Annotated in this window: 17 protein-coding genes; 5 read left to right on the top strand and 12 right to left on the bottom strand. The window is 35.0% G+C overall.

Annotated features, from left to right (window positions below; all coding sequences use genetic code 11):
- Window positions 1–99: 99 nt before the first annotated feature.
- From FA046_RS13630 to FA046_RS13615, 4 genes are all read right to left on the bottom strand, one after another.
- The gene (locus FA046_RS13630; protein ID WP_136827091.1) at window positions 100–1,323 is read right to left on the bottom strand and encodes a glycosyltransferase; all 1,224 of its coding nucleotides are present in this window, start codon (window positions 1,321–1,323) and stop codon (window positions 100–102) included.
- A gap of 94 nt (window positions 1,324–1,417) precedes the next feature.
- Window positions 1,418–1,819, bottom strand: coding sequence for an Hsp20/alpha crystallin family protein (locus tag FA046_RS13625; protein WP_136827090.1), 402 nt, complete (start codon window positions 1,817–1,819; stop codon window positions 1,418–1,420).
- Window positions 1,820–1,993: 174 nt separating this feature from the next.
- Window positions 1,994–2,362 (bottom strand): response regulator, encoded by a 369-nt coding sequence (locus FA046_RS13620; RefSeq protein WP_169303373.1) that lies wholly within the window; start codon window positions 2,360–2,362, stop codon window positions 1,994–1,996.
- A gap of 428 nt (window positions 2,363–2,790) precedes the next feature.
- On the bottom strand, window positions 2,791–3,468 hold the full coding sequence (locus FA046_RS13615) for a BON domain-containing protein (RefSeq protein WP_136827088.1): 678 nt from the start codon (window positions 3,466–3,468) through the stop codon (window positions 2,791–2,793).
- 184 nt (window positions 3,469–3,652) lie between these two features.
- Between FA046_RS13615 and FA046_RS13610 the strand changes: the two genes are divergently transcribed.
- Both FA046_RS13610 and FA046_RS13605 read left to right on the top strand, forming a co-directional pair.
- Window positions 3,653–4,507: an OmpA/MotB family protein gene (locus FA046_RS13610; protein ID WP_136827087.1), complete on the top strand. Its 855-nt coding sequence runs from the start codon at window positions 3,653–3,655 to the stop codon at window positions 4,505–4,507.
- 107 nt (window positions 4,508–4,614) lie between these two features.
- Window positions 4,615–5,652 carry a zinc-dependent alcohol dehydrogenase family protein gene (locus FA046_RS13605; protein WP_136827086.1) on the top strand — a complete coding sequence of 346 codons (1,038 nt, stop codon included), beginning with the start codon at window positions 4,615–4,617 and terminating at the stop codon, window positions 5,650–5,652.
- A gap of 66 nt (window positions 5,653–5,718) precedes the next feature.
- Here the strand turns inward: FA046_RS13605 and FA046_RS13600 are convergent, their stop codons facing one another.
- The 8 genes from FA046_RS13600 to FA046_RS13565 form a co-directional block, all read right to left on the bottom strand.
- Entirely contained in the window at window positions 5,719–6,321 is a 603-nt protein-coding gene (locus FA046_RS13600; RefSeq protein ID WP_136827085.1) for a hypothetical protein, read from the bottom strand.
- A 207-nt stretch (window positions 6,322–6,528) separates the two neighbouring features.
- Window positions 6,529–8,166 carry a chaperonin GroEL gene (gene groL, locus FA046_RS13595; protein ID WP_136827084.1) on the bottom strand — a complete coding sequence of 546 codons (1,638 nt, stop codon included), beginning with the start codon at window positions 8,164–8,166 and terminating at the stop codon, window positions 6,529–6,531.
- 118 nt (window positions 8,167–8,284) lie between these two features.
- Window positions 8,285–8,560, bottom strand: coding sequence for a co-chaperone GroES (locus FA046_RS13590; RefSeq protein WP_136827083.1), 276 nt, complete (start codon window positions 8,558–8,560; stop codon window positions 8,285–8,287).
- 354 nt (window positions 8,561–8,914) lie between these two features.
- Complete coding sequence (secG, locus tag FA046_RS13585; RefSeq protein ID WP_136827082.1) at window positions 8,915–9,253, bottom strand: preprotein translocase subunit SecG; 339 nt, start codon at window positions 9,251–9,253, stop codon at window positions 8,915–8,917.
- 10 nt (window positions 9,254–9,263) lie between these two features.
- Entirely contained in the window at window positions 9,264–11,291 is a 2,028-nt protein-coding gene (locus FA046_RS13580) for a hypothetical protein (protein WP_136827081.1), read from the bottom strand.
- Window positions 11,292–11,335: 44 nt separating this feature from the next.
- A complete protein-coding gene (locus tag FA046_RS13575) occupies window positions 11,336–11,851 on the bottom strand; it encodes an LptE family protein (protein WP_136827080.1) in 516 nt (171 codons plus the stop codon).
- A gap of 4 nt (window positions 11,852–11,855) precedes the next feature.
- A complete protein-coding gene (locus FA046_RS13570) occupies window positions 11,856–13,094 on the bottom strand; it encodes a sigma-54 interaction domain-containing protein (protein WP_136827079.1) in 1,239 nt (412 codons plus the stop codon).
- Window positions 13,095–13,262: 168 nt separating this feature from the next.
- On the bottom strand, window positions 13,263–14,780 hold the full coding sequence (locus FA046_RS13565; RefSeq protein WP_136827078.1) for a MiaB/RimO family radical SAM methylthiotransferase: 1,518 nt from the start codon (window positions 14,778–14,780) through the stop codon (window positions 13,263–13,265).
- A gap of 357 nt (window positions 14,781–15,137) precedes the next feature.
- Between FA046_RS13565 and FA046_RS13560 the strand changes: the two genes are divergently transcribed.
- The 3 genes from FA046_RS13560 to sov all read left to right on the top strand — a co-directional run bounded on the left by FA046_RS13560 (window position 15,138) and on the right by sov (window position 25,110).
- The gene (locus FA046_RS13560; RefSeq protein ID WP_136827077.1) at window positions 15,138–17,459 is read left to right on the top strand and encodes an NADP-dependent malic enzyme; all 2,322 of its coding nucleotides are present in this window, start codon (window positions 15,138–15,140) and stop codon (window positions 17,457–17,459) included.
- 2 nt (window positions 17,460–17,461) lie between these two features.
- Window positions 17,462–18,046 carry a Holliday junction branch migration protein RuvA gene (gene ruvA / locus FA046_RS13555; RefSeq protein WP_136827076.1) on the top strand — a complete coding sequence of 195 codons (585 nt, stop codon included), beginning with the start codon at window positions 17,462–17,464 and terminating at the stop codon, window positions 18,044–18,046.
- 62 nt (window positions 18,047–18,108) lie between these two features.
- On the top strand, window positions 18,109–25,110 hold the full coding sequence (gene sov / locus FA046_RS13550) for a T9SS outer membrane translocon Sov/SprA (protein ID WP_136827075.1): 7,002 nt from the start codon (window positions 18,109–18,111) through the stop codon (window positions 25,108–25,110).
- The last annotated feature ends 114 nt before the right edge of the window (window positions 25,111–25,224 follow it).

Genomic DNA, 25,224 nt, shown 5'->3' with positions numbered 1-25,224 from the left:
CATCCTGCTTTATCCTGATAGCCTAATTGTGGTTAAATTTTTAACCATAGAGCAGCAGAGAACACCGCATAATAAAGATAAATCTTTTTGAAGATGCTTTTAGTTGGCTAAACGATACAAATACTTTACAGAAATTTTGGTGAAATTTAACACAAATGAGTTATAGGATAAATATTTGTGCAGTAAAACAGCATGTTGAATGGCTACATTTTTCCACTCGCTTACTTTAGATTTTTCTATTGCTTTTTTACTCATGCTATTTCTTAATTGATTATCGCTTAACAATTTTAGCAAGCCATTTACCAACTGATCGGGTTGCTGAAAATCTACCAATATGCCGGTATCAGACGAAAGCATTTCTTTAGCATGTGGTATTTTTGTAGAAATAATTGGGCATCCGCAACTCATGGCATAAGCAAATGTGCCACTTACCGCCTGATTTTCATCTTTTGAGGTAAATAAATAAACATCAGTCATTTGCAGTAAATCTAATAGTTCAGAAATTTCTACATATTGGTTGATAAACCTTACATGCTTGCTTAAACCAAGTTTTTGAACTTTTTTTTCTAATTCTTCTCGGTAAACTTCTCCTTCATTTTTTAATACTTCGGGATGTGTTTTCCCAATAATCAGGTACAAAACATCAGGGAATTTTTGCACCACCTTTGGCAAGGCTTCAATAGCTGTCTCAATGTTTTTATTTGCATTGATCAAGCCAAAAGTAGAAAGTACCGTTCGGCCTTCGCAATTATATTTTTCTTTTAATTTTAACTTATTTTTATGCTTAACCGGGTGAGTGCCATGAGGGATGATATTTATTTTTGAAGGAGCTATTTGATACTCTTTTTCCAAAATCTCTTTAGAGCTTTTTGTCATCACTATTACAGTATCAGCAGCATCAGTAATTCCTTTTAAAATTGCTTTTAATCTTTCGCCAGGGTTGGGCAGCACCGTATGAAAAGTAATAACGGTTGGCTTTTTTAAAGCATATAAAAAATACAATAATGTCTCGCCATACTCGCCCATAAACAAGCCAAATTCATGCTGAATAAAAACCATTTTAATGGTTACATCATTGTTTATTTTATTTGCTAATTGAATGTACTCTTCTGTTTTTGAAGTATCTAAAACATACTTTACTTCTGCAGGATAATCTCTTTCATATTTACCTTTTTCTAAAGCACAAATAGCTACTGAAAAAGAACTGTTTTTCTTTGTAGATAATGCGTCTACCAAATCTTTACTGTAAGTGGCAATTCCGCACTGACGAGGGGGATAAGAACTTAATATAAGTATCTGATTGAGCGCATTATTTGTCTTCATAAATTTTTATTAGGGGTTGCTGATTTTTTCTGAACACCAATTACAGAGGAAAGGAATTATCTTTTTACCGACTTGCTTTTTTTGAGATAGAAATTTAGGTTACTTTAATTTCTAATTTTGGTTTTGAAGGATTTTCTCCTCTTTTTGCAAGGTGTATTTGTAAAATACCATTTTCGTATTTAGCTTTTATACCTTCTATAATTACCTTTTCTGGCAAGGTAAAAGATCGAGAAAAAGAACAATAATTAAATTCATGTTTAATAAAATGCTCCATTTTATCTTCTTCTTTTTCTACGCTAATGGTAATTATTCCGTTTTCTACAAAAATTTTAAAATCCTCTTTTTTTAAACCTGGGGCAACTAATTCTATTACCAACTCCTTTTCGGTTTCATTAATATTTACTGCTGGTTGGTGGTTGATGGTCTCTTTTGAAAACGCATCAAGATATCTATCGCTATCAAAAAAATTTAATGAAAATTGGGCTCTTAAAGTCATAACAGGTTCTTTCTTTTATTGGTTTATAAAGGTAGTTTGACCAATTGAGTTGGATATTGATTTTACTCAACCCAAAAATTGATTATCATCAATTACTTAAAACAGAAAGAACTTATTTAGGAATAGGAGCTAAAAAATCAACTTTAGACTTCATCAAAAAACGTTTTTTTAATCTTACACCGTTACTTTATCGCCAATTAAATCATCAATTTTTTCTAATAGCACATTCAAATCAAGAGGTTTATATAAAAAGCCATTACAACAAGTAAATTGCTCTAAAACGCCCAAATACCCCGACATTAAAATAACAGGTATATCATTGGTTTGAGCATTATTTTTAATTTTCTGACATAAATCTACGCCATTATCTCCGGGCAGTATATAATCTAAAAGCAGTAAATCGGGTTTAAAATTTTCTACAACAGAAAGCAGTTCTTTACCATCACACCTCGTTTCTATCAAGAAGTTAAAGTAACTTAAAGCATCTTTTAATACATCTAAATGTTCTGTATTATCGTCAACTATCAGAATTCGCTTGAGCATAATTTTCATTTTAATAATTGATGTTTATTGAAATTTCAAAAACAACTTTCACCTGTAAAGTCTAAGAATATACTTCACATTTAACCTCTGTTCCATTTTTAATCTTTAGCTTCAATTTCTGCCTCATAAAAGGCTATAGGTATGATTAAAATCGAACTCAGGTATTTGCTTAAAAAACCAAATAACAAACAGCTATTTAGACTTTTAAGTCTTATGGTGATGAAACGTTTAAAAAATCAGCAGGATGATTTTATCCTCATGAAAAAGAATCAGATTGACTTTAACTTTTGATGATCGTTTAGGTTTATTTAGCAAATCATTTAAATAAGTAATCAATAATAATGCAGGAAGTTATTTTGGTGATGAAGCACAAAACCGCTTCCTGCATTTATACTTTTTCGTTTTTTCTTAATAAAAATTTAAGCGCTTTACGCTTCGGTAAAAGCATAAGAAGGAACTTCTATTTCTATCTTATTCTCTACACTTACAATCCCTGGAGCCGACCATGCTGCATTTTCAGCATCATCTTTTTCGGCAAATGAGCGTACTTTCCCTTTAATAATAGCCTTGCTTCCTACTACATCTACCTGAATTCTTTCGGCATCAAATGTTGCACTGCGATGAAGAGCGGCACTAATTTTTTTCTGAATATCTACAGCTGCAATTCTGGGTTTTACTGTAATTAGGTTAATAATAGACCTTACGCCTGTTAAATTTTCTACCGCTGTTCTTGCATTGGTGCGTTGATATTCCCACTCTACTTCACCTTCTAGCTTCACAATACCATCCTCTACCTTAATTTTAACTTTTTCATCTTGCACTGCGGTATGCCATTTTAAAGCATTTAATACCGCTTCTGCAATTTCAGTATCAGATTTTCGATAGCTTGGCGAAATCCCTACCTGAATATCCTCTGCTACGGCTTTTACGCCTGTAACTTTCTTTGCTGCTTTTTCGGCAGATAGTTTTTTGGAGTAGGAATCTACAATACCGGAGAGTGTTACAATTCCGTTTTTTACAGCTACTCCAATTTCCGATTCATTTAAAAAAGGCTCCCAGCTCAATTCTTCCATTACATCTTTTTGAATTTGATTATCAGTCTTCATAATATTAATATTTATTGATTCAAAGGAACGCTAAACCGCATTGCACTCAAATGATGACTATCAATAAGCTCATTGACTCTAATCAAAAACAGAACATTCAATAAAAATCAATAATGAAGCTGATACCTATCATCAGGTTTGCCAAAACGAGTACTGAAATTTGAGATTCTAAAATCTACAGGTGATGAACTTAAAAAGCTTTTTTATTTTTTTAATGGGTGGTTTGATGCTGAGTTCATGCGTATCCAAAAAAAAATATGACACCGTTTGGTCTGATTTTAATAAGTTGGAGAGTTCTTATAATGAAGTTCAAATCCTTTGCGATCAATACCAAGATTCTACCCGTATTTACAAAGACTTATCAAAAAGTTATCAATCTCAAATTGAGATGCAAAAATCTACTAATGATGTATTGGTTGATCAACTAAAAGAGCTATCTGTAATTACCAATTCACAGGCCGAAAGCATCAAAAAATCATTAGATAATATTGGAGGTAAAGATGCTTATATCAGAAATTTACAAACTTCAATGGATAGAAAAGACTCTCTCAATATGATTTTGGTGATGAATTTAAAAGGCGCTATTGGCAATATTAATGATGAGGATATTGATATTAAAATTGAGAAAGGAGTGATCTACATTAACATTTCTGATAAACTATTATTCCGTACCGGGAAGTATGAAGTAACTGAAAAAGCGAGTGAAGTATTAGGAAAGATAGCCAAGGTACTAATCAATCATCCCGAAATTGAATTTATGGTAGAAGGGCACACAGATACCGTTCCTTACCGTGATGGGGTACTTTTAGATAATTGGGATTTAAGTGTAAAACGCTCTACCTCGGTAATTAGAATTTTGCAGCAAAAATATAATGTACCTGCTACCAGAATGGTGGCCGCTGGCCGGGGAGAATATATCCCGATAGCCTCTAATTCAACCGTAGCTGGAAGAGCTTCAAACAGGCGGACAAGAATTGTAATTCTTCCGCAATTAGATCAGTTTTTTAAGTTATTAGAACGCCCACCTTTGGCTAAATAATAAATAGGGTTGGTTACAACAATCTATCACTTATAAAGGTGTTTGTGGTCATTTATTAGCTAGCTTTTTAAGCTCACATTTAATCTCATTTAATAAACCATAAAAAGATGAAAGCACTTGTTTATCATGGCCCCGGAAAAAAAGCCTGGGAAGAAAAACCTAAACCAATCATTATTAATCCTACAGACGCCATTGTGAAAATCCTTAAAACTACCATTTGTGGTACAGATTTACACATTATGAAAGGCGATGTGCCCACCGTAACGGATGGCAGAATAATTGGGCATGAAGGTGTGGGAATAATTGAAGAAGCAGGAAGTGCAGTAAGCGCTTTTAAAAAAGGTGACCATGTAATTATTTCTTGTATTACTTCTTGCGGTAAATGTGATTATTGCAAAAAAGCCATGTATTCGCATTGTGAAAATGGTGGCTGGATATTAGGAAATTTAATTGATGGCACACAGGCCGAATATGTAAGAATACCCTATGCAGACACCAGCCTGTACCCAATTCCAGAAGGGGCTGATGAAGAAGCTTTGGTAATGTTGAGTGATATTTTACCCACAGGCTTTGAATGTGGCGTATTAAATGGACAAGTAAAACCAGGCGATACCGTTGCTATTGTAGGCGCCGGACCCATTGGCATGGCTACTTTACTTACCGCTCAGTTTTATACTCCTTCAGAAATTATTGTAATTGATGTAGATGAAAACCGATTGAATGTTGCAAAAACGTTTGGAGCAACACATACCATCAACAGTTTAACAGAAAATGCTGCTGAAATGGTAATGACTTTAACTAAAGGAAAAGGAGTTGATGTAGCTATAGAAGCAGTTGGTATTCCCGCAACATTTGAAATGTGCCAATCTATTGTTACCGCTGGTGGGCATATTGCTAATATTGGTGTACATGGTAAAAGCGTGACTTTACATTTAGAAACATTATGGTCTAAAAATATTACCATTACCACTAGGCTGGTAGATACTTCAACCACTCCTATGCTTTTTAAAACAGTTCAAGCTGGTAAATTAGATCCAAAACAACTGATTACGCATCATTTTAAATTAGATGAAATTATAGACGCTTATGAAGCTTTTGGAAATGCCGCTAAAGAAAAAGCCTTAAAGGTGATTTTAACAAGTTAATCACATATAAAAAAGAGCAGCCATCAAAATAGAATGGCTGCTCTTTTTTGAATAGGGCTTAAGCAATTACCTAATTACTATTTCTATAATTTTAACATCCGATTTAATACTGCTTTTATCTAAATCATAAGAAAAATGATTCATCTCTAACCGGTAGTAAATTCCGTCTTTAGAAGCATAAGTTCTACCTTCAATTTCTGATCCATGCACTTCTACATCACCTTCTTTCATTGTTAAATCTTGAAAGGTATTCCCAATTTTTATACCCTTTATAGTTTTTACATTAGCGCTAATAATTTCAATTTGACCTACCAATTTTTCATCTTTTTGGTCTGGATAAATATTAGCTAAATGCGCTCCGTCTTCCCCATTAATCTTATAAATTTGGAAACTTCCTTCTCCCGTTTTTTTAATACTTTTTTCTAACCTAGCGGGATACTTTTTTTGAAGTTCTAAAAACGCATCCCTTAGCTTAATTCCGTAAAATTGATTTGGCTCAATTAACAAGTTAGATAAAGTTGAAGAACTATCTTTTGCTGATCCCTCAGCTAATGTATCCATATTTATTTCCTTATCCGAAGCTTGTTCGACTGTTTTTTCGCTATTATTACAGGCAACAATCAAAATAAAAATCGTGTAAATCAAGCTCTTTAAAATATTCATCATCATAAAGTTTATTTAAAAACTTAGAGGCAATAATCAAACCATTGTTAATTAATAGATTTCAATTAACACGATTAAAAATATTACCCTTTCACTTCAACCAAAGAAGGATTGACTTTGCTTTTCCAAATAAAAAAATCCCTGCTCAATTGAATGAACAGGGATTTTTAATTGCTTTTGGCTTTTGGCCTTCAGCTTTATGCTTGGAAAAAATTACATCATTCCGCCCATGCCGCCGCCGCCCATTGGAGGCATTGCTGCTGCACCACCTTCTTCTGGCTCGTCTGCTAACACACATTCTGTAGTTAACAACATAGCCGCAATAGATGCTGCGTTTTCTAAAGCTACTCTAGCAACTTTAGTTGGATCAATTACACCTGCACCAATTAAGTTTTCGTAAACATCTGTACGGGCATTGTATCCGTAATCGTCTTTACCTTGTTTTACGTTGTGAACAACAATAGAACCTTCAATTCCTGCATTTGCACAAATTTGACGAAGTGGTTCTTCAATTGCTCTTTTAATGATTTTGATACCTGTGTTTTCATCTTCATTAGCACCTTTAAGATCTGCTAAAGCTTCTACTGCTCTAATAAAGGCAACACCTCCACCAGCAACAATACCTTCTTCTACAGCAGCTCTTGTTGCATGTAAAGCATCGTCAACACGGTCTTTCTTCTCTTTCATTTCTACTTCTGTAGCAGCACCTACGTAAAGAACCGCAACACCACCAGCTAATTTAGCTAAGCGCTCTTGTAATTTTTCTTTATCGTAATCTGAAGTGGTAGTTTCTATTTGAGCTTTAATTTGGTTTACTCTGGCTTTGATATCTTCTGATTTACCAATACCGTTAATGATGGTGGTATTATCTTTATCAATAGTGATTTTTTCTGCCTGACCTAAATAAGTTAAATCTGCGTTTTCTAATTTATAACCTCTTTCTTCAGAAATTACAGTTCCACCGGTTAAAATAGCGATGTCTTCTAACATTGCTTTTCTTCTATCGCCAAAACCTGGAGCTTTAACAGCTGCAACTTTCAAAGATCCACGGATTTTATTTACTACCAAAGTAGCTAATGCTTCTCCGTCTAAATCTTCTGCAATAATTAATAATGGCTTACCAGTTTGAACTTGCTTTTCTAAAATAGGAAGCAATTCTTTCATGTTACTGATTTTCTTATCGTAGATTAAAATGTATGGACTTTCTAATTCTACTTCCATTTTATCAGCATTGGTTACAAAGTATGGAGATAAATAACCTCTGTCAAACTGCATACCTTCAACCGTTTTCACTTCAGTTTCTGTACCTTTTGCTTCTTCAACTGTAATTACACCGTCTTTTCCTACTTTAGCCATAGCTTGAGCAATTAAAGAACCAATTACATCATCGTTATTAGCTGATATAGATGCAACTTGTTTGATTTTGTTGTTATCATCACCAACAGACTGAGATTGTTTTTTAAGGTTTTCTACAACTGCAAAAACTGCTTTGTCAATTCCTCTTTTTAAATCCATTGGGTTTGCACCTGAAGCTACGTTTTTAATACCCGCAGTTACAATTGCTTGCGCCAAAACTGTTGCAGTTGTAGTTCCGTCACCTGCAATATCAGCAGTTTTAGAAGCCACTTCTTTTACCATTTGAGCACCCATGTTTTCTAAAGTATCTTTTAATTCTACTTCTTTAGCCACGGTTACTCCATCTTTAGTGATAATTGGAGCGCCAAATTTTTTATCGATAATTACGTTTCTTCCTTTTGGACCTAAGGTTACTTTAACTGCATTAGCTAAAATATCTACTCCGCGTTTTAAAGCATCGCGGGCTTCTACATTGTATTTAACTTGTTTTGCCATTTTTTTAGTATTGAGTAGTGAGTACCAGTAGCAAGATTTACTTACAAACTTTACCCTCTATATGTTTAATTAATTTAACAAGTGTCTTGATTCTTTCTACTTGTATCTTGATTCTAATTTAAATTACAGCGTATATATCGCTTTCTTTCATAATCAAGTATTCTTTACCTTCATAAGTAATTTCTGTACCTGAGTATTTTCCGTATAAAACCTGATCACCAACTTTAACGGTCATTGGCTCGTCTACTTTGCCATTTCCAACAGCTACAACAACACCACTTTGAGGTTTTTCTTTTGCGGTATCAGGGATGTAAATACCTGAAGCAGTTTTTTCTTCTGCAGGAGCAGCTTCTATCACTACTCTATCTGCGATAGGTTTAATGTTCAATGCCATAATTTATCTTTATTTATAATGTTTAATTTCTACGCCCTCTGTGACACAGAACATGCCAAAACCCACTTTTGCCAAATTTTCACTTTAAAAGGCGGGTTTGTTAATGGTATGCTAAATATCAAATGTCAGCTTGTCAGTTATTGGTCTAACTAATTTATTAGGGCGTTTTAACACGCTTTCCGCTATATCTTTATCCCAAAAAAGGGATAAAGCCTGCCCGACCGGTTCAGGCGGGGATGCCGCTACAATCGTTAACGCAGCTTTACTAAAATTAAACGCCGTTTAGTAAAACAATTCTAAAACAAAAAAGACCGTCCTTTTAGAGAACAGTCTTTTCAATATATTTTATTTTAATTACTTCTTAGAAGTATCTTGTGAACTTGGTTGAGGCATTGATGGAATAGAAGATGGTGCTGCTGTTTTATCAATTTGCTCCTGAATTTTAGAATCTGTTTTTACAGCTCCTCCTGTTTTAGGACTTGAGATATTAATAAAAATGGCTACAACCATTAATATGATTGCTAAGCTCCAAGTTCCTTTTTCAAGAAAATCTCCGGTGCGCTGTACGCCCATAATGTTGTTTGAAGATGAAAACCCAGAAGATAAACCTCCGCCTTTAGGATTTTGGATTAAAATGATTAATACCAAAAGCACACAAATTAAAATTCCCAATATCACTAAAAACGTTATCATAATTCTTTTATTAATTAACCTTTAATTCCAAATATTTTATTTGGCTGGCAAAGTAAGTGCTTTTTTCTGGAAATTTCAAACTTAATTTTTTGTACACATCTAAAGCTTTGTGATAAAGCATTTGCTCTACATAAATTTTAGCTAATGTTTCTGAAACTACTTGGTTTGCATCTTCTGAACTCCGCTTTGCTTTATTTTCTGAATCTATTTTATTTGCAGTTGGAGGCTTAATTTGAGGCTCTTCTTTGATGAATTTTTCGATAATCTGAAACTCCTTCTTTCTAAAATCAAACGGAACTGTATAATTTGCTGATGAAGAAGATATTTCTTCTGCTCCTCTTAAATGAAAAATATTTTCTGCTATTTGCTGATTTAACCTGTCGGGATCAGCTTTTTTTATCTGCTTGCTGGTATCTAATTTAAAAGAACTGTAAGGCTGATGATTGGAAGAATGCTCTTTTCTTGTTTTATTTAACCACCAAAGAAATGTATATGGCATCCTTTCGTCGTTATACTGACTTACACTTTGCTCCTCTTGTTTAACTTCTATTTTAGCTAATTCTTTACGATTTAAAGCAAAAAAATCAGCTTGAATGGGATGATCAAATTGTAATTCATCTTTTTTAATCGGTTCAGTTGCGGAGACGGAAACTGTTAATTCTTCCTCTTCAACAGCTAATTCAGTTTCTTCGGTAATCGCAACTTCGTCCTCGATGTTTTCAACTGGCTCAACTTCCTTTTCTTCTACTACTTCTTCCTCTTCAACAACTGGCTCAGTTTCTTCAGTAATCGAAACTTCGTCCTGGATGTTTTCAACTGACTCAACTTCCGTGTCTTCTACTATTTCTTCCTCTTCAACAGCTAATTCAGTTTCTTCGGTAATCGCAACTTCGTCCTCGATGTTTTCAACTGACTCAACTTCCGTGTCTTCTACTACTTCTTCCTCTTCAACAACTGGCTCAGTTTCTTCAGTAATCGAAACTTCGTCTTGGATGTTTTCAACTGACTCAACTTCCGTGTCTTCTACTATTTCTTCCTCTTCAACAACTAATTCTGTTTCTTCGGTAATCGAAACCTCATCCTCAATGTTTTCAACTGATTCTATTTCCTTTTCTTCTACTATTTCTTCGGTAATCGAAACTTCGTCCTCAATGTTTTCAACTGATTCTATTTCCTTTTCTTCTACTATTTCTTCATCTTCAACAACCAATTCTGTTTCTTCGGTAATCGAAACTTCGTCCTCAATGTTTTCAACTGATTCTATTTCCTTTTCTTCTACTATTTCTTCGGTAATCGAAACTTCGTCCTCGATGTTTTCAACTGGCTCAACTTCTTTGTCTTCTACTATTTCTTCTTCTTCAACCAGCTCTACTTCTTCGGTAATCTCAGCTTCTATGTTTTCAACTATTTCGGTTTCCTGTAGCAAAGCTATTTGTTCTTCGCCTTTAAGGGCTATTTCAAACTCTTCTTCTTCTTCAACTATTTCTAGCTGAGTTTGCTTTCCTAAATCCTCAGAAACAATCTCACTGTCTAAATTCAAATCCCCGGCAATTGCTTGCTCTTCCTCTGGATTCCATATTTCAACTTCTACATCATCTTCTACCAAAAGAATTTCTTCAGCTTCTTTATCTAATGCTTCAGCGTCTGGCTCGGTAGTTTCGACTTTAAATTCGGATCCGTAAATTTGATTCAGATCTATTCCAAAAGGATTATCAGCATTATCCTGATCGGTTTGAACCGTTTCATGATGAGTTTCTTCCTCTTCAATAATAAGACTTAACTCGGTGAAAAATTGTTCAGGCTCATAAACAACAGCATGTAAAACTGCCCTTGATGGCGCAATAGCTGCTGCCTGAGTAAGAAAATTTTCATATTCCTGAGTATTTATTGCAGTGCGAGAGGCCAAATAATGCAAGCTTTGGCAATAAGGATATTTTTCAATCCATTCCTTAATTAAATACAAATCACTACTGCTCAACGCATTCGGATTTGAATGATAAGTACGAAATTTACTAGCCTCGGTTTGATTTGAATTCAATGCTGCTTATTATTATTTTAAAACCCTGTGAAGTTAACAAAAGCCTACCAATTGGCAAAAGCTCTGTTATAAATATCCTCTGTTAATTGCTGATTGATATTTTTTATTAACGCTTGCTCTTGTGCGGAGAAAGAACCAGCCTGCGTTGAAAAATCTATAAAACGCGTAAAAGCCTGGTCAAAACCCTTATCTGCTTCTATTTTATTGGTGTATTTTACTTGTACAGTAATACTTAAACGTGTTAAACCAGCCGTAACTTGCTGGTTACCTTGTATTGCAACCGGTTGAATGTTATAATCTGTAATTCGACCTTCAAAATTTGCATCTCCATCTACTCTTAAAAAACTTAATCCGGTTTGGGTTCTAATCCTGTCTTTTAAAGCTTCAGTAAAAGATTGACTTAAATTAGGAACCACCAATTGCGCTGTGTTTTCAAACAAAGGCACAGAAACTGTTTTCATTCCCGCAGATATTGAGCCTCCGGTAAATGAATAAACTCCACATCCGGCTTGCAAAAACAAAAACGGTAATATAAATAAGAATGCTAATCTCTTGCTCATTGCCTTAATTCAGGTTTAATTCCTTAATTTTTCTATATAAAGTTCGTTCAGAAATTCCTAATTCTTCTGATGCGGCTTTTCTTTTTCCTTTATGCTTTTTAAGTGCCCTTTTAATCATATCTGCCTCTTTATCTATCAAAGAAAGTGATTCTTCCACTTCTTCAGCATCATGATGTGTAATGTGATAATCTTCTTGTCGGTTGATATTTACCGGTTGCTGTATAGTGAGCGTAGATTCACTGGTTGGCATTTCAATATCACGATATAAAGAATTAATCACTTGCGGGTTGCTTGCTGCGTAATTAGAGACGTTATCTCCGTTCTGAATAATATCAACCACTAATTTTTTAAGTTCTACCATATCCTTTTTCATATCAAACAATACTTTATAAAGGATATCTCTTTCAGAAAAATCATCTTTTTTACCCTGCTGGTTTAAGCGCATAGGCAAAGTACTGGTTTGATCTAGCGGAATGTAAGATAATAGTGTATGTGCTGTAATATGTCGGTCTCTTTCTAAAACCGCAATTTGCTCGGCAATATTCTTTAATTGCCTCACATTTCCTGGCCATCCATAATTGGTTAAAACCTGTACGGCATCGTCTGCTAAAGTTACATTTGGAGAGCGGTATTTATCAGAAAAATCGGCCACAAATTTTCTAAAAAGTAAATGAATATCTTCTTTACGATCTCTTAATGGTGGGATTTTTAGCGGAACCGTATTTAAACGATAGTACAAATCTTCTCTAAACTTACCCGCTTGTACCGCACCAAACATATCTACGTTAGTGGCGGCTACCACTCTTGCATCTGTCTTTTGAACTTTCGAAGAGCCTACTCTAATGTATTCTCCTGATTCTAACACTCGCAGTAATCTGGCTTGCGTACCCAATGGCAATTCGCCTACTTCGTCTAAGAAAATTGTTCCACCGTTTACCACTTCAAAATAACCTTTTCTGGCTTCATGAGCTCCGGTAAAAGAGCCTTTCTCGTGACCAAACAATTCAGAATCTATGGTTCCTTCTGGGATAGCGCCACAATTTACTGCTATAAAAGGACCATGTTTACGGGCACTCATTTGATGAATGATATGCGAAAAAACTTCCTTTCCAGATCCGCTTTCTCCTGTAATTAAAACAGTAATATCTGTTGGCGCAACCTGCCTAGCTATATCTATGGCTCTGTTTAACAAAGGCGAACCGCCAATAATTCCAAAGCGTTGTTTTATATCTTGTACATCCATTTATTTTGAGAATTAAGTAGCAAGTCTTGAGTAGCAAGTAGCAAGAACTACACGCTTCAAAAAACTCTACTGATGATTTCTTAAATCTTTTTCTTTATACTATTGCTCTTAAAAATTAATCTATAACCTTATAGGCAAGTCTTGATACTTGATACTAATATCTTGCTACTAAACAGAAACTATTTTACCTATCAATGTTGCTGTGGTAGTTTTTTCTACCAAAACGTTTACATAATCTCCGGGTTTGTGCTCTCCTTGAACCGGGAATATTACCATGTGGTTTCTATCACTTCTTCCACAGAAATCACTTTTAGACTTTTTAGAAAATCCTTCAATCAGTACTTTTTCTATTTTGCCTACTCTTTTTTGTGCCTGAAAAAAACTATGGTGCTGTTGCAAAGCAATAATTTCTGCTAATCTGCGCTGTTTTTCTTCTTCGGGTACATCATCAGCTAATTTTTTAGCTGCTGGCGTTCCTGGTCTTTCAGAATAAGAATACATATAAGCAAAAGCATATTTCACCACCTCCATCATGCTTAAAGTTTCCTGGTGATCTTCTTCTGTTTCGGTACAAAAACCAGAAATAATATCGGTAGAAATGCTGCATTCAGGAATGATATTCCAAATTGCTTCAATCCGGTTTAAATACCATTCTCTGGCGTAAGTTCTGTTCATTAAATCTAAAACTCTAGAGTTTCCAGATTGTACTGGCAAATGCACATGGTTGCAAATATTCTCATATTTGGCAATGGTATGCAAAACCTCATCAGTTATATCTTTTGGATGCGATGTAGAAAACCTCACCCTAATTTCTGGACTTACCAAAGCCACCATTTCTAATAATTGAGCGAAATTAACAACCTCACCCCGCCCCTCTCCAAAGGAGAGGGAGTTCTTTGCAGATGGCTCTGCTATGTTTTGGGCTTCTCCTGCGCTTCCTTCTCCTTTGGAGAAGGATTGAGGATGAGGCCTTACCCACTTATAAGAATCAACATTTTGCCCTAAAAGCGTGACTTCTTTATAGCCTTCGTTATATAGATCTTGTACTTCTTTAACAATAGAAACAGCATCTCGGCTACGCTCTCTTCCTCTGGTAAAAGGAACCACACAAAACGAGCACATATTATCGCAACCACGCATAATAGAAACAAAAGCACTAATTCCGTTAGAGTTTAACCTCACCGGACTCACATCTGCATAAGTTTCTTCTCTGGAAAGCAAAACATTAATGGCTTTTTGACCTCCGTTTACCTGCTGAATTAAATTTGGAAGATCTCGGTAAGCATCTGGCCCAACTACCACATCCACCAATTGTTCTTCTTCTAAAAATTTCGCCTTTAAACGCTCGGCCATACACCCTAAAACACCAATCACCAAACCTTTATTGGTTCTTTTAATGGCTTTAAATTGCTTCAATCTGTTTCTCACTCGGGTTTCGGCATTTTCTCTGATAGAGCAGGTGTTGATAAAAATTACATCGGCTTCATTATAGTCTGGAGTAGTAATAAAACCATCATCACTTAAAATAGAGGCCACAATTTCGCTATCAGCAAAATTCATAGCACAGCCATAACTTTCTATATATAGCTTTCGCTGATGTATATTATTCTTTTTTTGATCTAAAACTAATGCTTCTCCTTGTCTGGACTCATCGTGTTCTTTAGAAGCTAAATCTAGTGTCAACATGCTTTTTTATTTGGATTACAAAATTAGTAAAGATTCTATTAAAATGACAGTTTGTCAGCCTATAAATTTTTGATGATGATTTTGAAATGATGGAATTTGAATGAAGAGCAGTTGTTAAAAGAAGATGAATAACAATAATTTGGGCGTTTAAACACACTGTCCACTACCTGCCTGCCGCAGGCAAGGTATCTTTTTGGTCAAAAAAAACCAAAAAGGATGACGTTTCCATCGTTAACGCATTTAGCCGCTAAACCCATAAATACTACTGTCGCTTTTCTAAAAAAATTTATAAACTTCTATTTTATTTCCACCTCCACATAAGAATTGTATTTTTGTCCGTTAAGATCAAGCGAAACTATGAGCAAGACCAATAAAAAACAAGATGCACTGGATTATCATTCTCAGGGCAGACCGGGTAAAATTCAAGTAGTATCTACCAAGCCTACAAATTCACAAAGAGATTTAGCTTTGGCTTATTCGCCAGGCGTAGCCGAACCCTGCTTAAAAATTGCAGAAAACGTAGAAGATGTTTATAAATATACCGCTAAGGGCAATTTAGTTGCTGTAATTAGTAACGGAACTGCTGTTTTAGGTTTAGGTGATATTGGCCCCGAAGCAGGAAAACCTGTGATGGAAGGTAAAGGTATTTTGTTTAAGATTTTTGCTGATATTGATGTTTTTGACTTAGAATTAGACACCAAAAACGTTGACGATTTTGTAAAGATTGTGAAGGCTTTAGAGCCCACTTTTGGAGGTGTTAACTTAGAAGATATTAAGGCACCAGAATGTTTTGAGATTGAACGCAGGTTAAAAGCCGAAATGAAAATTCCGGTGATGCATGATGACCAACATGGTACAGCAATTATATCAGCAGCAGCTTTAATTAATGCTTGCGAATTGCAAAAAAAGAAGCTAGATAAAGTTAAAATTGTGATAAATGGCGCCGGCGCAGCAGCTATTTCTTGTACCAGATTATACGTTTCGTTAGGTGCTTTAAGAGACAACGTAGTAATGATTGACCGTACAGGTGTAATTAGAGCAGATCGCGAGCATTTAGACGGAACAAAAGCAGAATTTGCAACCAAAAGAGATATTCATACCTTGGCTGATGCCATGAAAGATGCCGATGTTTTTATTGGGCTTTCATCTGCTGATGTGGTTACTGCTGATATGTTAAAAACAATGGCTAAAAACCCTATTGTTTTTGCAATGGCTAACCCCAACCCAGAAATAGCGTACGATTTAGCCGTAAAAACCCGTAAGGATATTATTATGGCTACCGGTCGTTCTGATTATCCTAACCAAGTAAATAATGTTTTAGGTTTCCCTTATATTTTTAGAGGTGCTTTAGATGTGCGTTCTACCGCAATTAATGAGGAAATGAAAATTGCTGCGGTTAAAGCAATTGCCGCTTTAGCTAAAGAACATGTTCCAGAAGCCGTAAATTTAGCTTATAACACCAAAAACTTAAAATTCGGTAAAGATTATATCATCCCAAAACCCATTGATTTTAGATTAATTACTACGGTAGCGCCAGCTGTGGCTAAAGCAGCTATGGATTCTGGTGTGGCTCGTTATCCTATCACTGATTGGGAAAAATATAACGATGAACTGAAGAAAAGATTAGGAATGGATGATGCCATTATGCGTACCATTACCAATAAAGCTAAAGCTGACCCAAAAAGAGTTGTTTTTGCTGAGGCTGATAATTATAAAATTTTAAAAGCTGCGCAAATTGTAAAAGACGAAGGCATTGCCATTCCAATTTTGCTGGGTAAAAAATCTATCATCAAAAAACTGATTAAAGAAAATGAATTAGAGTTAGATGATGTTTTGGTGATAGACCCATTAGAAGAAGTGGAAATGAGCGATAAGTTTGCTCAAAACTTTTTTGAAAAACGCCAAAGAAGAGGCATTACCTCATACGAAGCGCATAAATTTATGAGAGATCGTAATTATTTTGGTGCTTCTATGGTAGAATTTGGTGATGCTGATGCGCTGATTTCTGGTTTAACCAAAAATTACGCTACTACCGTTAAGCCTGCTTTGCAAATTATAGGAACAGAGCCTGGTGTAAACCGCGTTGCCGGAATGTACATGATGCTTACCAAAGAAGGTCCTGTATTTTTTGCCGATACCACTATTAATATTAATCCAAATACTGAGGAACTGGTTGACATTACTGTTTTGGTAAATAAATCTGTAAAGCAGTTTAATATTAATCCAAGAATTGCCATTCTTTCTTACTCAAATTACGGATCAAATGAAGGCGAAATTCCAAATAAAACTCGTGAAGCGGTAAAAATATTACATCAACAACACCCTGATATTGTTGTTGACGGAGAAATGCAGGCTAATTTCGCTCTAAACAAGGATTTATTAAATGATAATTTCCCGTTTTCTAAACTAAAAGACGGACCAGCAAATACTTTAGTTTTCCCTAGTTTAGATTCTGGAAACATTGCTTATAAACTATTACAAGAAATAGGTGGTGCGGAAGCCGTAGGACCAATTTTATTAGGAATGAACAAACCTGTACATGTATTACAATTAGGAAGCTCGGTTAGAGAGATTGTAAACATGGTAACTATTGCAGTAGTTGATGCACAAACCAAACAAAATGCTACCTTAGAAAAAAAATCAGGAATACTATCTAAAATAAGAAAAACAAAAGATTAATCATGTATGCATATATAGATGGCCGGTTAACTTTTAAGTGCCCGGCTTATGTAATAATAGAAACTGGCGGAATTGGCTACCACATTCACATTTCATTAAATACTTACAGCGCTCTTAAAGACCAAGAGCGCTGTAAGTTATATATCTGGCTATCTGTTAAAGAAGATTCCCACACTTTATACGGCTTTGCTGATGAAGGCGAAAGAAGACTTTTCTTACACCTCATTTCGGTAAATGGAATTGGCCCAAATACCGGCCGAATGATGCTTTCTTCTATTACTCCAACAGAAATTCAAGAAGCTATTATTAAAGGTGATATTGACCAAATTAAACGAATAAAAGGGATTGGGCCAAAATCTGCGCAACGCTTAATTATAGAATTACAGGATAAATTAAGAAAAGATGGCCCTGATACATTAATTTCTGCTCCAAAAAATAATACTTCTAAAGATGAAGCGTTAAGTGCTTTAGTAATGTTGGGTTTTGTTAAAAATGCAGCTGAGAAAGTGGTTGATTCTGCCATAAGATCTTCTGTAAATCCTTTAACTGTAGAAGAAATCATAAAAATTGCGCTTAAAAGCTTATAATTACAAAACTTAACTAAAAACGCTTGAGATCAAATTTTACCCGTCTATTTCTTGGACTAAGTATGATTTTTTCGTTGCTATTCTATAGCAGTGATGCTTGTTCTCAAACCAAACCCGCCGACTCTTTAAAATTAAAATATCCTGTTAAAGACAGTTACACCACCCCTGCTTTTGGTAAAAACAGTTTGTTTTTAGATAACCCTCAAAACATCAAAAGAACAGTTACTTATGACCCTGTTACCAAAAAGTATGTAGTTAAAGAAATGATTGGGGATAAATTATACAAAGCTCCTTTATACCTTACCTTTAAAGAATACCAAGCCTTAGAAGAAAAAAATATAATTAATTCTTACTGGAAAACGCTTGTAGCTACAGATGCGCCGGCTGCAGCCGAAGGATTTATCCCTTCTGTTAAAGTAAACAGTAAATCTTTTGAGAAAATTTTCGGCAGCAACACCATTAATATTCAACCCAGAGGAAGCGCTGATTTAACTTTTTCTGGCAGAATTAATAGAAACGAAAATCCTTTGTTTAATGAGCGTCAGCGTAAACAAGGAAACTTTGATTTTAACCAGCGTATTCAAATGAATGTGATTGGTAATATCGGCGATAAGCTAAAAATTACCACCAATTACAATACCGAAGCTCAATTTGATTTTGAAAACCAGGTTAAATTAGAATACACCGGTAGAAAAGACGAAATCATTAAAAAAATTGAAGCTGGTATGGTTAATTTCCCATTAAACACCAGTTTAATTAGCGGTAGCCAAGCCTTATTCGGTTTAAAAACGCAATTACAATTTGGTCGTTTAGGCATTACCAGTATATATTCTCAGCAAAAATCGCAATCTAAAGAGATTAATATTACCAATGGCGCCCAACAAAACGAGTTTAGGTTAACTACAGATAATTATGAAGCCAACAAACACTATTTTTTGGCGCAGTATTTTAGAAACAACTACAACAGGGCAATGGCCAATTTGCCTATCATTACCTCTAACACCAACATTACTAAAATTGAAGTTTGGGTAACCAACAGAAACAACAGTACAACAGATTCTAGAGATGTTTTAGCCTTTTTAGATTTAGGAGAAAACACGCCTTATAACCAAACTCTTTTTCAAGGTGGCGCAGGTTTCTCAGGGCTTCCGGCTGCTTTTACTGGCCCTGGTTTTCCACAACAATCTAACAATTTACTTCAAAATATTCCTGCTAATTCTAGGCAAACAAATTCTAATGATATTGATAATTATTTCCAGTCTAGCGGCAGAACCGATAATTACAATAAGCTTACTTACGCCAGAAAATTAAACGAAAAAGAATATACTTTAAACCCTCAATTAGGTTATATATCTTTAAATAATGCGTTAAATGCCGATGAGGTTTTATCAGTAGCTTATCGTTATACGGTAAACGGTGTAGAATATCAGGTGGGCGAATTTTCATCAGATTTGCAGGTTGTGCCTGATAATCCTACGGTTTTATTTACAAAATTATTAAAAAACGAAACCATTAAAACCAACCTGCCACTTTGGGATTTAATGATGAAAAATATTTATTCTTTAGGAGCTTATCAAATTAGTCAGACTGATTTTAGGTTAAATATTTTTAGGCTAGATGATCAATCGGGAGTAGAAAAACCTTTGATTACCGAAGGCACAGGTACAAACGGAAAATTATGGATTCAGGTAACAAGCTTAGATCGTTTAAATCAACAAAATGCTAAACAACCTGATGGCTTCTTTGACTTTTTACAAGGTTTAACTATTGATGCCCAAAATGGCCGATTAATTTTTCCGGAAGTAGAACCTTTTGGTAAAGATTTAGCCGCTCAGTTTGATCCGGTTGCAGAACAAGCATTGATCAAAAAATATGTGTATCAACCTTTGTATGATTCTACCAAAACTATTGCACAACAATTTTTCCCTGGTTTAAACCGATATGTGATTAAAGGGACTTATCAATCTCAGGTAAGTTCTGAATTTCAGTTGAATGCCATTAACGTACCCGAAGGTTCGGTAGTGGTTACCGCCGGAACTTTAAAATTAACCGAAGGCGCAGATTATACCGTTGACTACAATATTGGAAGAGTTAAAATATTAAACGAAGCTTTACTAAACTCGGGGCAACCCATTAAAATAAAATTAGAAAGTAACGAGCTTTTTGGGATTCAGCAAAAATCATTATTTGGTACCCGATTAGATTACCGGATTAGTGAAAACTTCAATTTAGGAGCTACACTTATGAATTTGAAAGAAACTCCGCTTACTCAAAAAGTAAATTTTGGGGAAGAATCTATCTCAAACACCATTTATGGCTTTGATGTAAATTACAATACCAATAGCCGTTTACTAACTCGGTTAATTGATAAAATTCCTTTAATATCAACCAAAGAAACCTCTTCCATAAATTTTAATGGCGAGTATGCTAGTTTTAATCCCGGGCATCCAAAAGCTTTAAACTTTGCAGGTAGCTCTACCGGAACAAGTTATTTAGACGATTTTGAAGGCAGCCGTTCTATTATTGATTTAAAAAGTGCTGTGACTTGGCAATTATCAGGAACCCCACAGTTATTTGCCGAATCTCAATCTACCAACGATTTATCATACGGCTTTAACAGGGCAAAACTTTCGTTCTTTAATATCGACCCTATTTTTTATAGTCGAAGCAATAATTTTACGCCTCCTAATATTCAAAATAACAGAGCCGAACTTTCTAATCATTACGTAAGGGAGATTTTAGAAACCGAAGTATTCCCATTTAAGCAATCTCAAACCGGAACTTTACTCACCTTGCCTACGCTAAATTTAGCTTATTATCCAACGCTAAGAGGTCCGTATAATTTCACCTCAACAGGGATAAACAATGATGGAACGTTAAGCAATCCAAGAAGCCGCTGGGGCGGGATGTTTAGACGCATAGAAACCAATGATTTTGAAGCTTTAAACATAGAATTTATTGAATTTTGGGTGTTAGATCCTTTCATTTACAAACCTAATGCACAAGGTGGAGATGTTTATTTTAACATAGGAAACATATCAGAAGACATTTTAAAAGATGGCAGAAAAAGTTTAGAAAACGGACTACCCATTGACGGCAACAGCACCACCACAGACGAGACAGTTTGGGGCAGAGTGCCTAAACTGCAACCGGTAATTCAAGCTTTTGATAACGACCCTAATGCGAGAAAAATACAGGATGTTGGTTTAGATGGTTTAGGCAATGCCGGTGAATTGCAAAAATACCAAACCATTGTTAACCAAGTAACAGCACAACTTAATACGCAAGCTGCAAACCAATTTAGAAGCGACCCTTCATCTGATGATTTTACTTATTACAGAGGAAACCAATTAGACCAACAAAGTGCCGGTATTTTAAAAAGATATGAGAATTTTAACGGTACAGAAGGTAATTCTAAAACCTCGCAACAATCTTTAGACGCTGTTGGCATAGAGAATGCCGCTTCTACTGCTTTGCCAGATGGCGAGGATATTAACAGAGATAATAACCAAACCAAATCCGACGAGTATTTCCAATATAAGGTAAGTATGCGTCCGCAAGATTTATTGGTTGGGCAAAATTATATTACAGATAAAGTTACTTCTAATGTAACCTTGGCAAATGGCACTAAACAAGCTGTAAGCTGGTATCAATTTAAAATTCCTATTGCTCAATATGAAAGTAGAGTGGGCAACATTCAGGATTTTAAATCTATTCGCTTTATGCGGATGTTTATGACCAATTTTACCGATACGGCCGTTTTAAGACTGGCTCGTTTACAGTTGGTGCGTGGTGAATGGAGAAGATTTAATGCCGAAAACAATCCGGCGAAAGCCTTAACAGACCCAAGCCTAAATAACCCTGGTTTAGATAATTCTACGCTAGATGTTACCACAGTAAACATTGAAGAAAACGGGACAAGAACGCCAATTCCTTATGTAGTGCCTCCGGGTATTCAAAGAGAAAAAGATTTTTCGAATTTTAGAGGAGATACCCGCCAAAATGAGCAAGCTTTGGCTGTAATTGTCAAAAATTTAAGAGATGGTTACGCAAGAGCAGCCTATAAGACTACGGTGAATGATATACGTTCTTATAAGCGTATGGAAATGTTTATTCATGCCGAAGGTGATCAGTTAAAAGATGGCGACATTAATGCGTTTATAAGAATAGGAACAGATTATCAAGACAATTATTACGAATACGAGATTCCTACAAAAATTACTCTTGCTGGCACAAAAGACCCTAATTTGATTTGGCCTGAGGAAAATAAAATTGATATAGAATTTAGGTTATTTCAACTAGCAAAAACTTCTAGAAATACCGCTTTATTAAACGGGCAACCTTGGCCAGTAAATATTCCTTACACTTTTATTGATGGTACTAACCGAATTACCATTAAAGGGCAGCCAGATTTAAGTAAGCTTAGGGTATTAATGTTGGGCGCTAGAAATCCTTTAAAAACGAATGCTTCTGTAGGGGATGATGGGCTAGATAAAACGGTAGAATTATGGTTTAATGAATTACGTTTAACTGATTTTGACGAACGTGGTGGCTGGGCGGCTACCGCAAGAATGAATGCCAAACTAGCTGATTTTGGTGATGTTACCATTTCTGCCAATAAAAGCACCATTGGTTTTGGATCTTTAGAAAAAAGAGTGAGCGAATTAAGCAGAGCTGATGATCGCTTTTTTGATGTATCATCTAGTTTTGAATTGGGTAAATTTTTCTCAGAAAAAACCGGAATCAAAATTCCAATGTACATTAACTATTCTAGTCAGTTAAGCAACCCTCAATATGATCCTCGTAACCCTGATATAGAATTAAAGAATATTTTAGATCAGGTTTCTAAAAAAACCAGAGATTCTATTAATAATTACGCTCAGGATTATACGCAAAGAAAAAGTATCAACTTTACCAATGTGCGTAAAATTAAAACCAATCCTACAGCAAAAAATCATTTGTGGGATGTAGAAAACTGGAGCTTAACCTATGCATTTACAGAGTACGGGCACCGAGATTTTATCAATTTAAACACCCAACAAAAAACATACAGAGGGGCTTTAGGATACAATTATAATAACCCAGCTAAGTTTATTACTCCATTTAATAAAGCCATAAAATCAAAATCATTATCGCTGTTTAAAGACATAAACTTTAACTTACTTCCATCGGTACTTAACTTTAGGGTAGAATTAAACAGGTTATATTCTGAAAATACTTTAAGAGATAACGATCCAAATAACTTTATTCCAATTAGAACAAATTTTAATAAGAATTTTCAAATTAACAGGTTGTATGGTGTAAGTTGGGATCTTTCAAAATCATTAAAATTAGATTTTAATGCCACTAACCTTTCTGTAGTTGATGAGCCCGAAGGAAGAATTACTGGACTAAAACGAGATACCGTTTGGCAAAATCTTAAAAAATTGGGCCGTACAACAAACTACAATCACACGGTAAGTTTAAGTTATACCTTACCTATCAATAAAATACCGGGTTTAGATTTTATAAATGTGGTAACTAGGTATCAAACGCAGTTTAACTGGATGGCCGAACCATTATTGAGCTTAAACGATCCTGAAATTGATTTTGGAAACACCATTCAAAACTCTAGAACTATACAAATAAACCCAACCTTAAACATGACCACCTTGTATAACAAGTTTGGCTTTTTTAGGCGTTTAAATGACCCTAATAATGAAAAAGGATTGAGTAAATTCTTCGTTAATCTTTTATTTAGTTTAAAGAATGTGAGTGGTTCTTACATCAAAAACGACGGGACTTTCTTACCAGGATATTTGCCTAAAACCAATGCATTTGGAATGGACTTTAGCACCAATGCACCTGGTGTAGGTTTTATTTTAGGATCTCAGGAAGACCTCAGGTTTAAAGCATTAAGCAACGGTTGGCTTACGCAAGACACTCTACAAAATCAGCTATACATAACCACTTTAAATGAAAAACTAAATTTAAGAGGAACTTTAGAACCCTTAAGAGATTTGAGAATAGAGCTAAGTGCTTTTAAAAATAACAGCCGAAACTTTTCTACCAATTACCGATACAATAACGCTACCAATAGATTTAGCAGCTTAAGTCCTATAACAGCCGGCGATTATAGCATTTCTGTGATCTCATTAGGTAGTGCGTTTAAAGATAAAAATGGAGCAAAAAATTCATCTGTATTTGACCAATTTTTAGCCAACAGAACCATTGTATCACAACGTTTAGGCAGGCAAAACCCAAATAGTAGCGGCACTATTGGCACCTTTGCTGATGGTTACGGAAAAAGCGCACAAGATGTGGTAGTTCCTGCTTTTTTAGCGGCTTATCAAAATAAAGATGCCGGCTCTGCAGATTTAAACAAATTCCCAAGAATTCCGGTTCCAAACTGGAGAATTACCTACAATGGCTTAGCCAAGATAGATGCCATTAGCGAAATATTTTCTTCGATAGATTTAACGCATACTTATAATTCTACCTATAACGTAAATGGTTTTAACTCTTTAATTAGATACTCTGAAAGTAATGGAGGAGTAAACGTAAGAGATGCCGAAAATAACTTTTTACCTTTTTACCAATTCTCGCAAATCACCTTATTTGAACAATTTGTTCCACTTTTAGGAATAGATGTGAGGTTGAAAAACAATATGACGGCTAATGTAGAATACCGTAAATCAAGAGCGTTAAGCTTAAGTTTAGCTAACAGCCAATTAGCCTCACAAAAAGACGAAGCCATTGTATTAGGTTTTGGTTACCGTACTGCCGATTTTAGATTCCCTTTTGGTTTATTTAAAGGCGTTAATTTAAAAAATGATTTAAACTTTAAAATGGATGTAGCCATTAGAGATAACAAAACAGTGATTTACAGAGCAGATGTATTAGAGCCAGAAGTTTCTGCAGGTTCTAAAAACATCACCTTTAGACCAAGCATAGATTACGTGATTAACCAAAAATTTAATTTAAGGTTATTTTACGATTCTAACGTGACCAGGCCTTACACTTCTCAAACTTTTGTTACCGCATTTAGCAACTTTGGCATTAACTTAAGATTTACCATTCAGTAAGTTATTCTTCATCAAATTTTTACACTCCTAATTAGGTTAATCAACTCTTGTTTAGTAGTTTTAATTATTAAGCTAAACAACCCCATTTATATGAAGAAATTATTATTACTCACG

Source organism: Pedobacter cryophilus, assembly GCF_005116455.1.
GTDB classification, from domain to species: domain Bacteria; phylum Bacteroidota; class Bacteroidia; order Sphingobacteriales; family Sphingobacteriaceae; genus Pseudopedobacter; species Pseudopedobacter cryophilum.
This window is presented reverse-complemented; position numbering and strand designations above follow the sequence as displayed.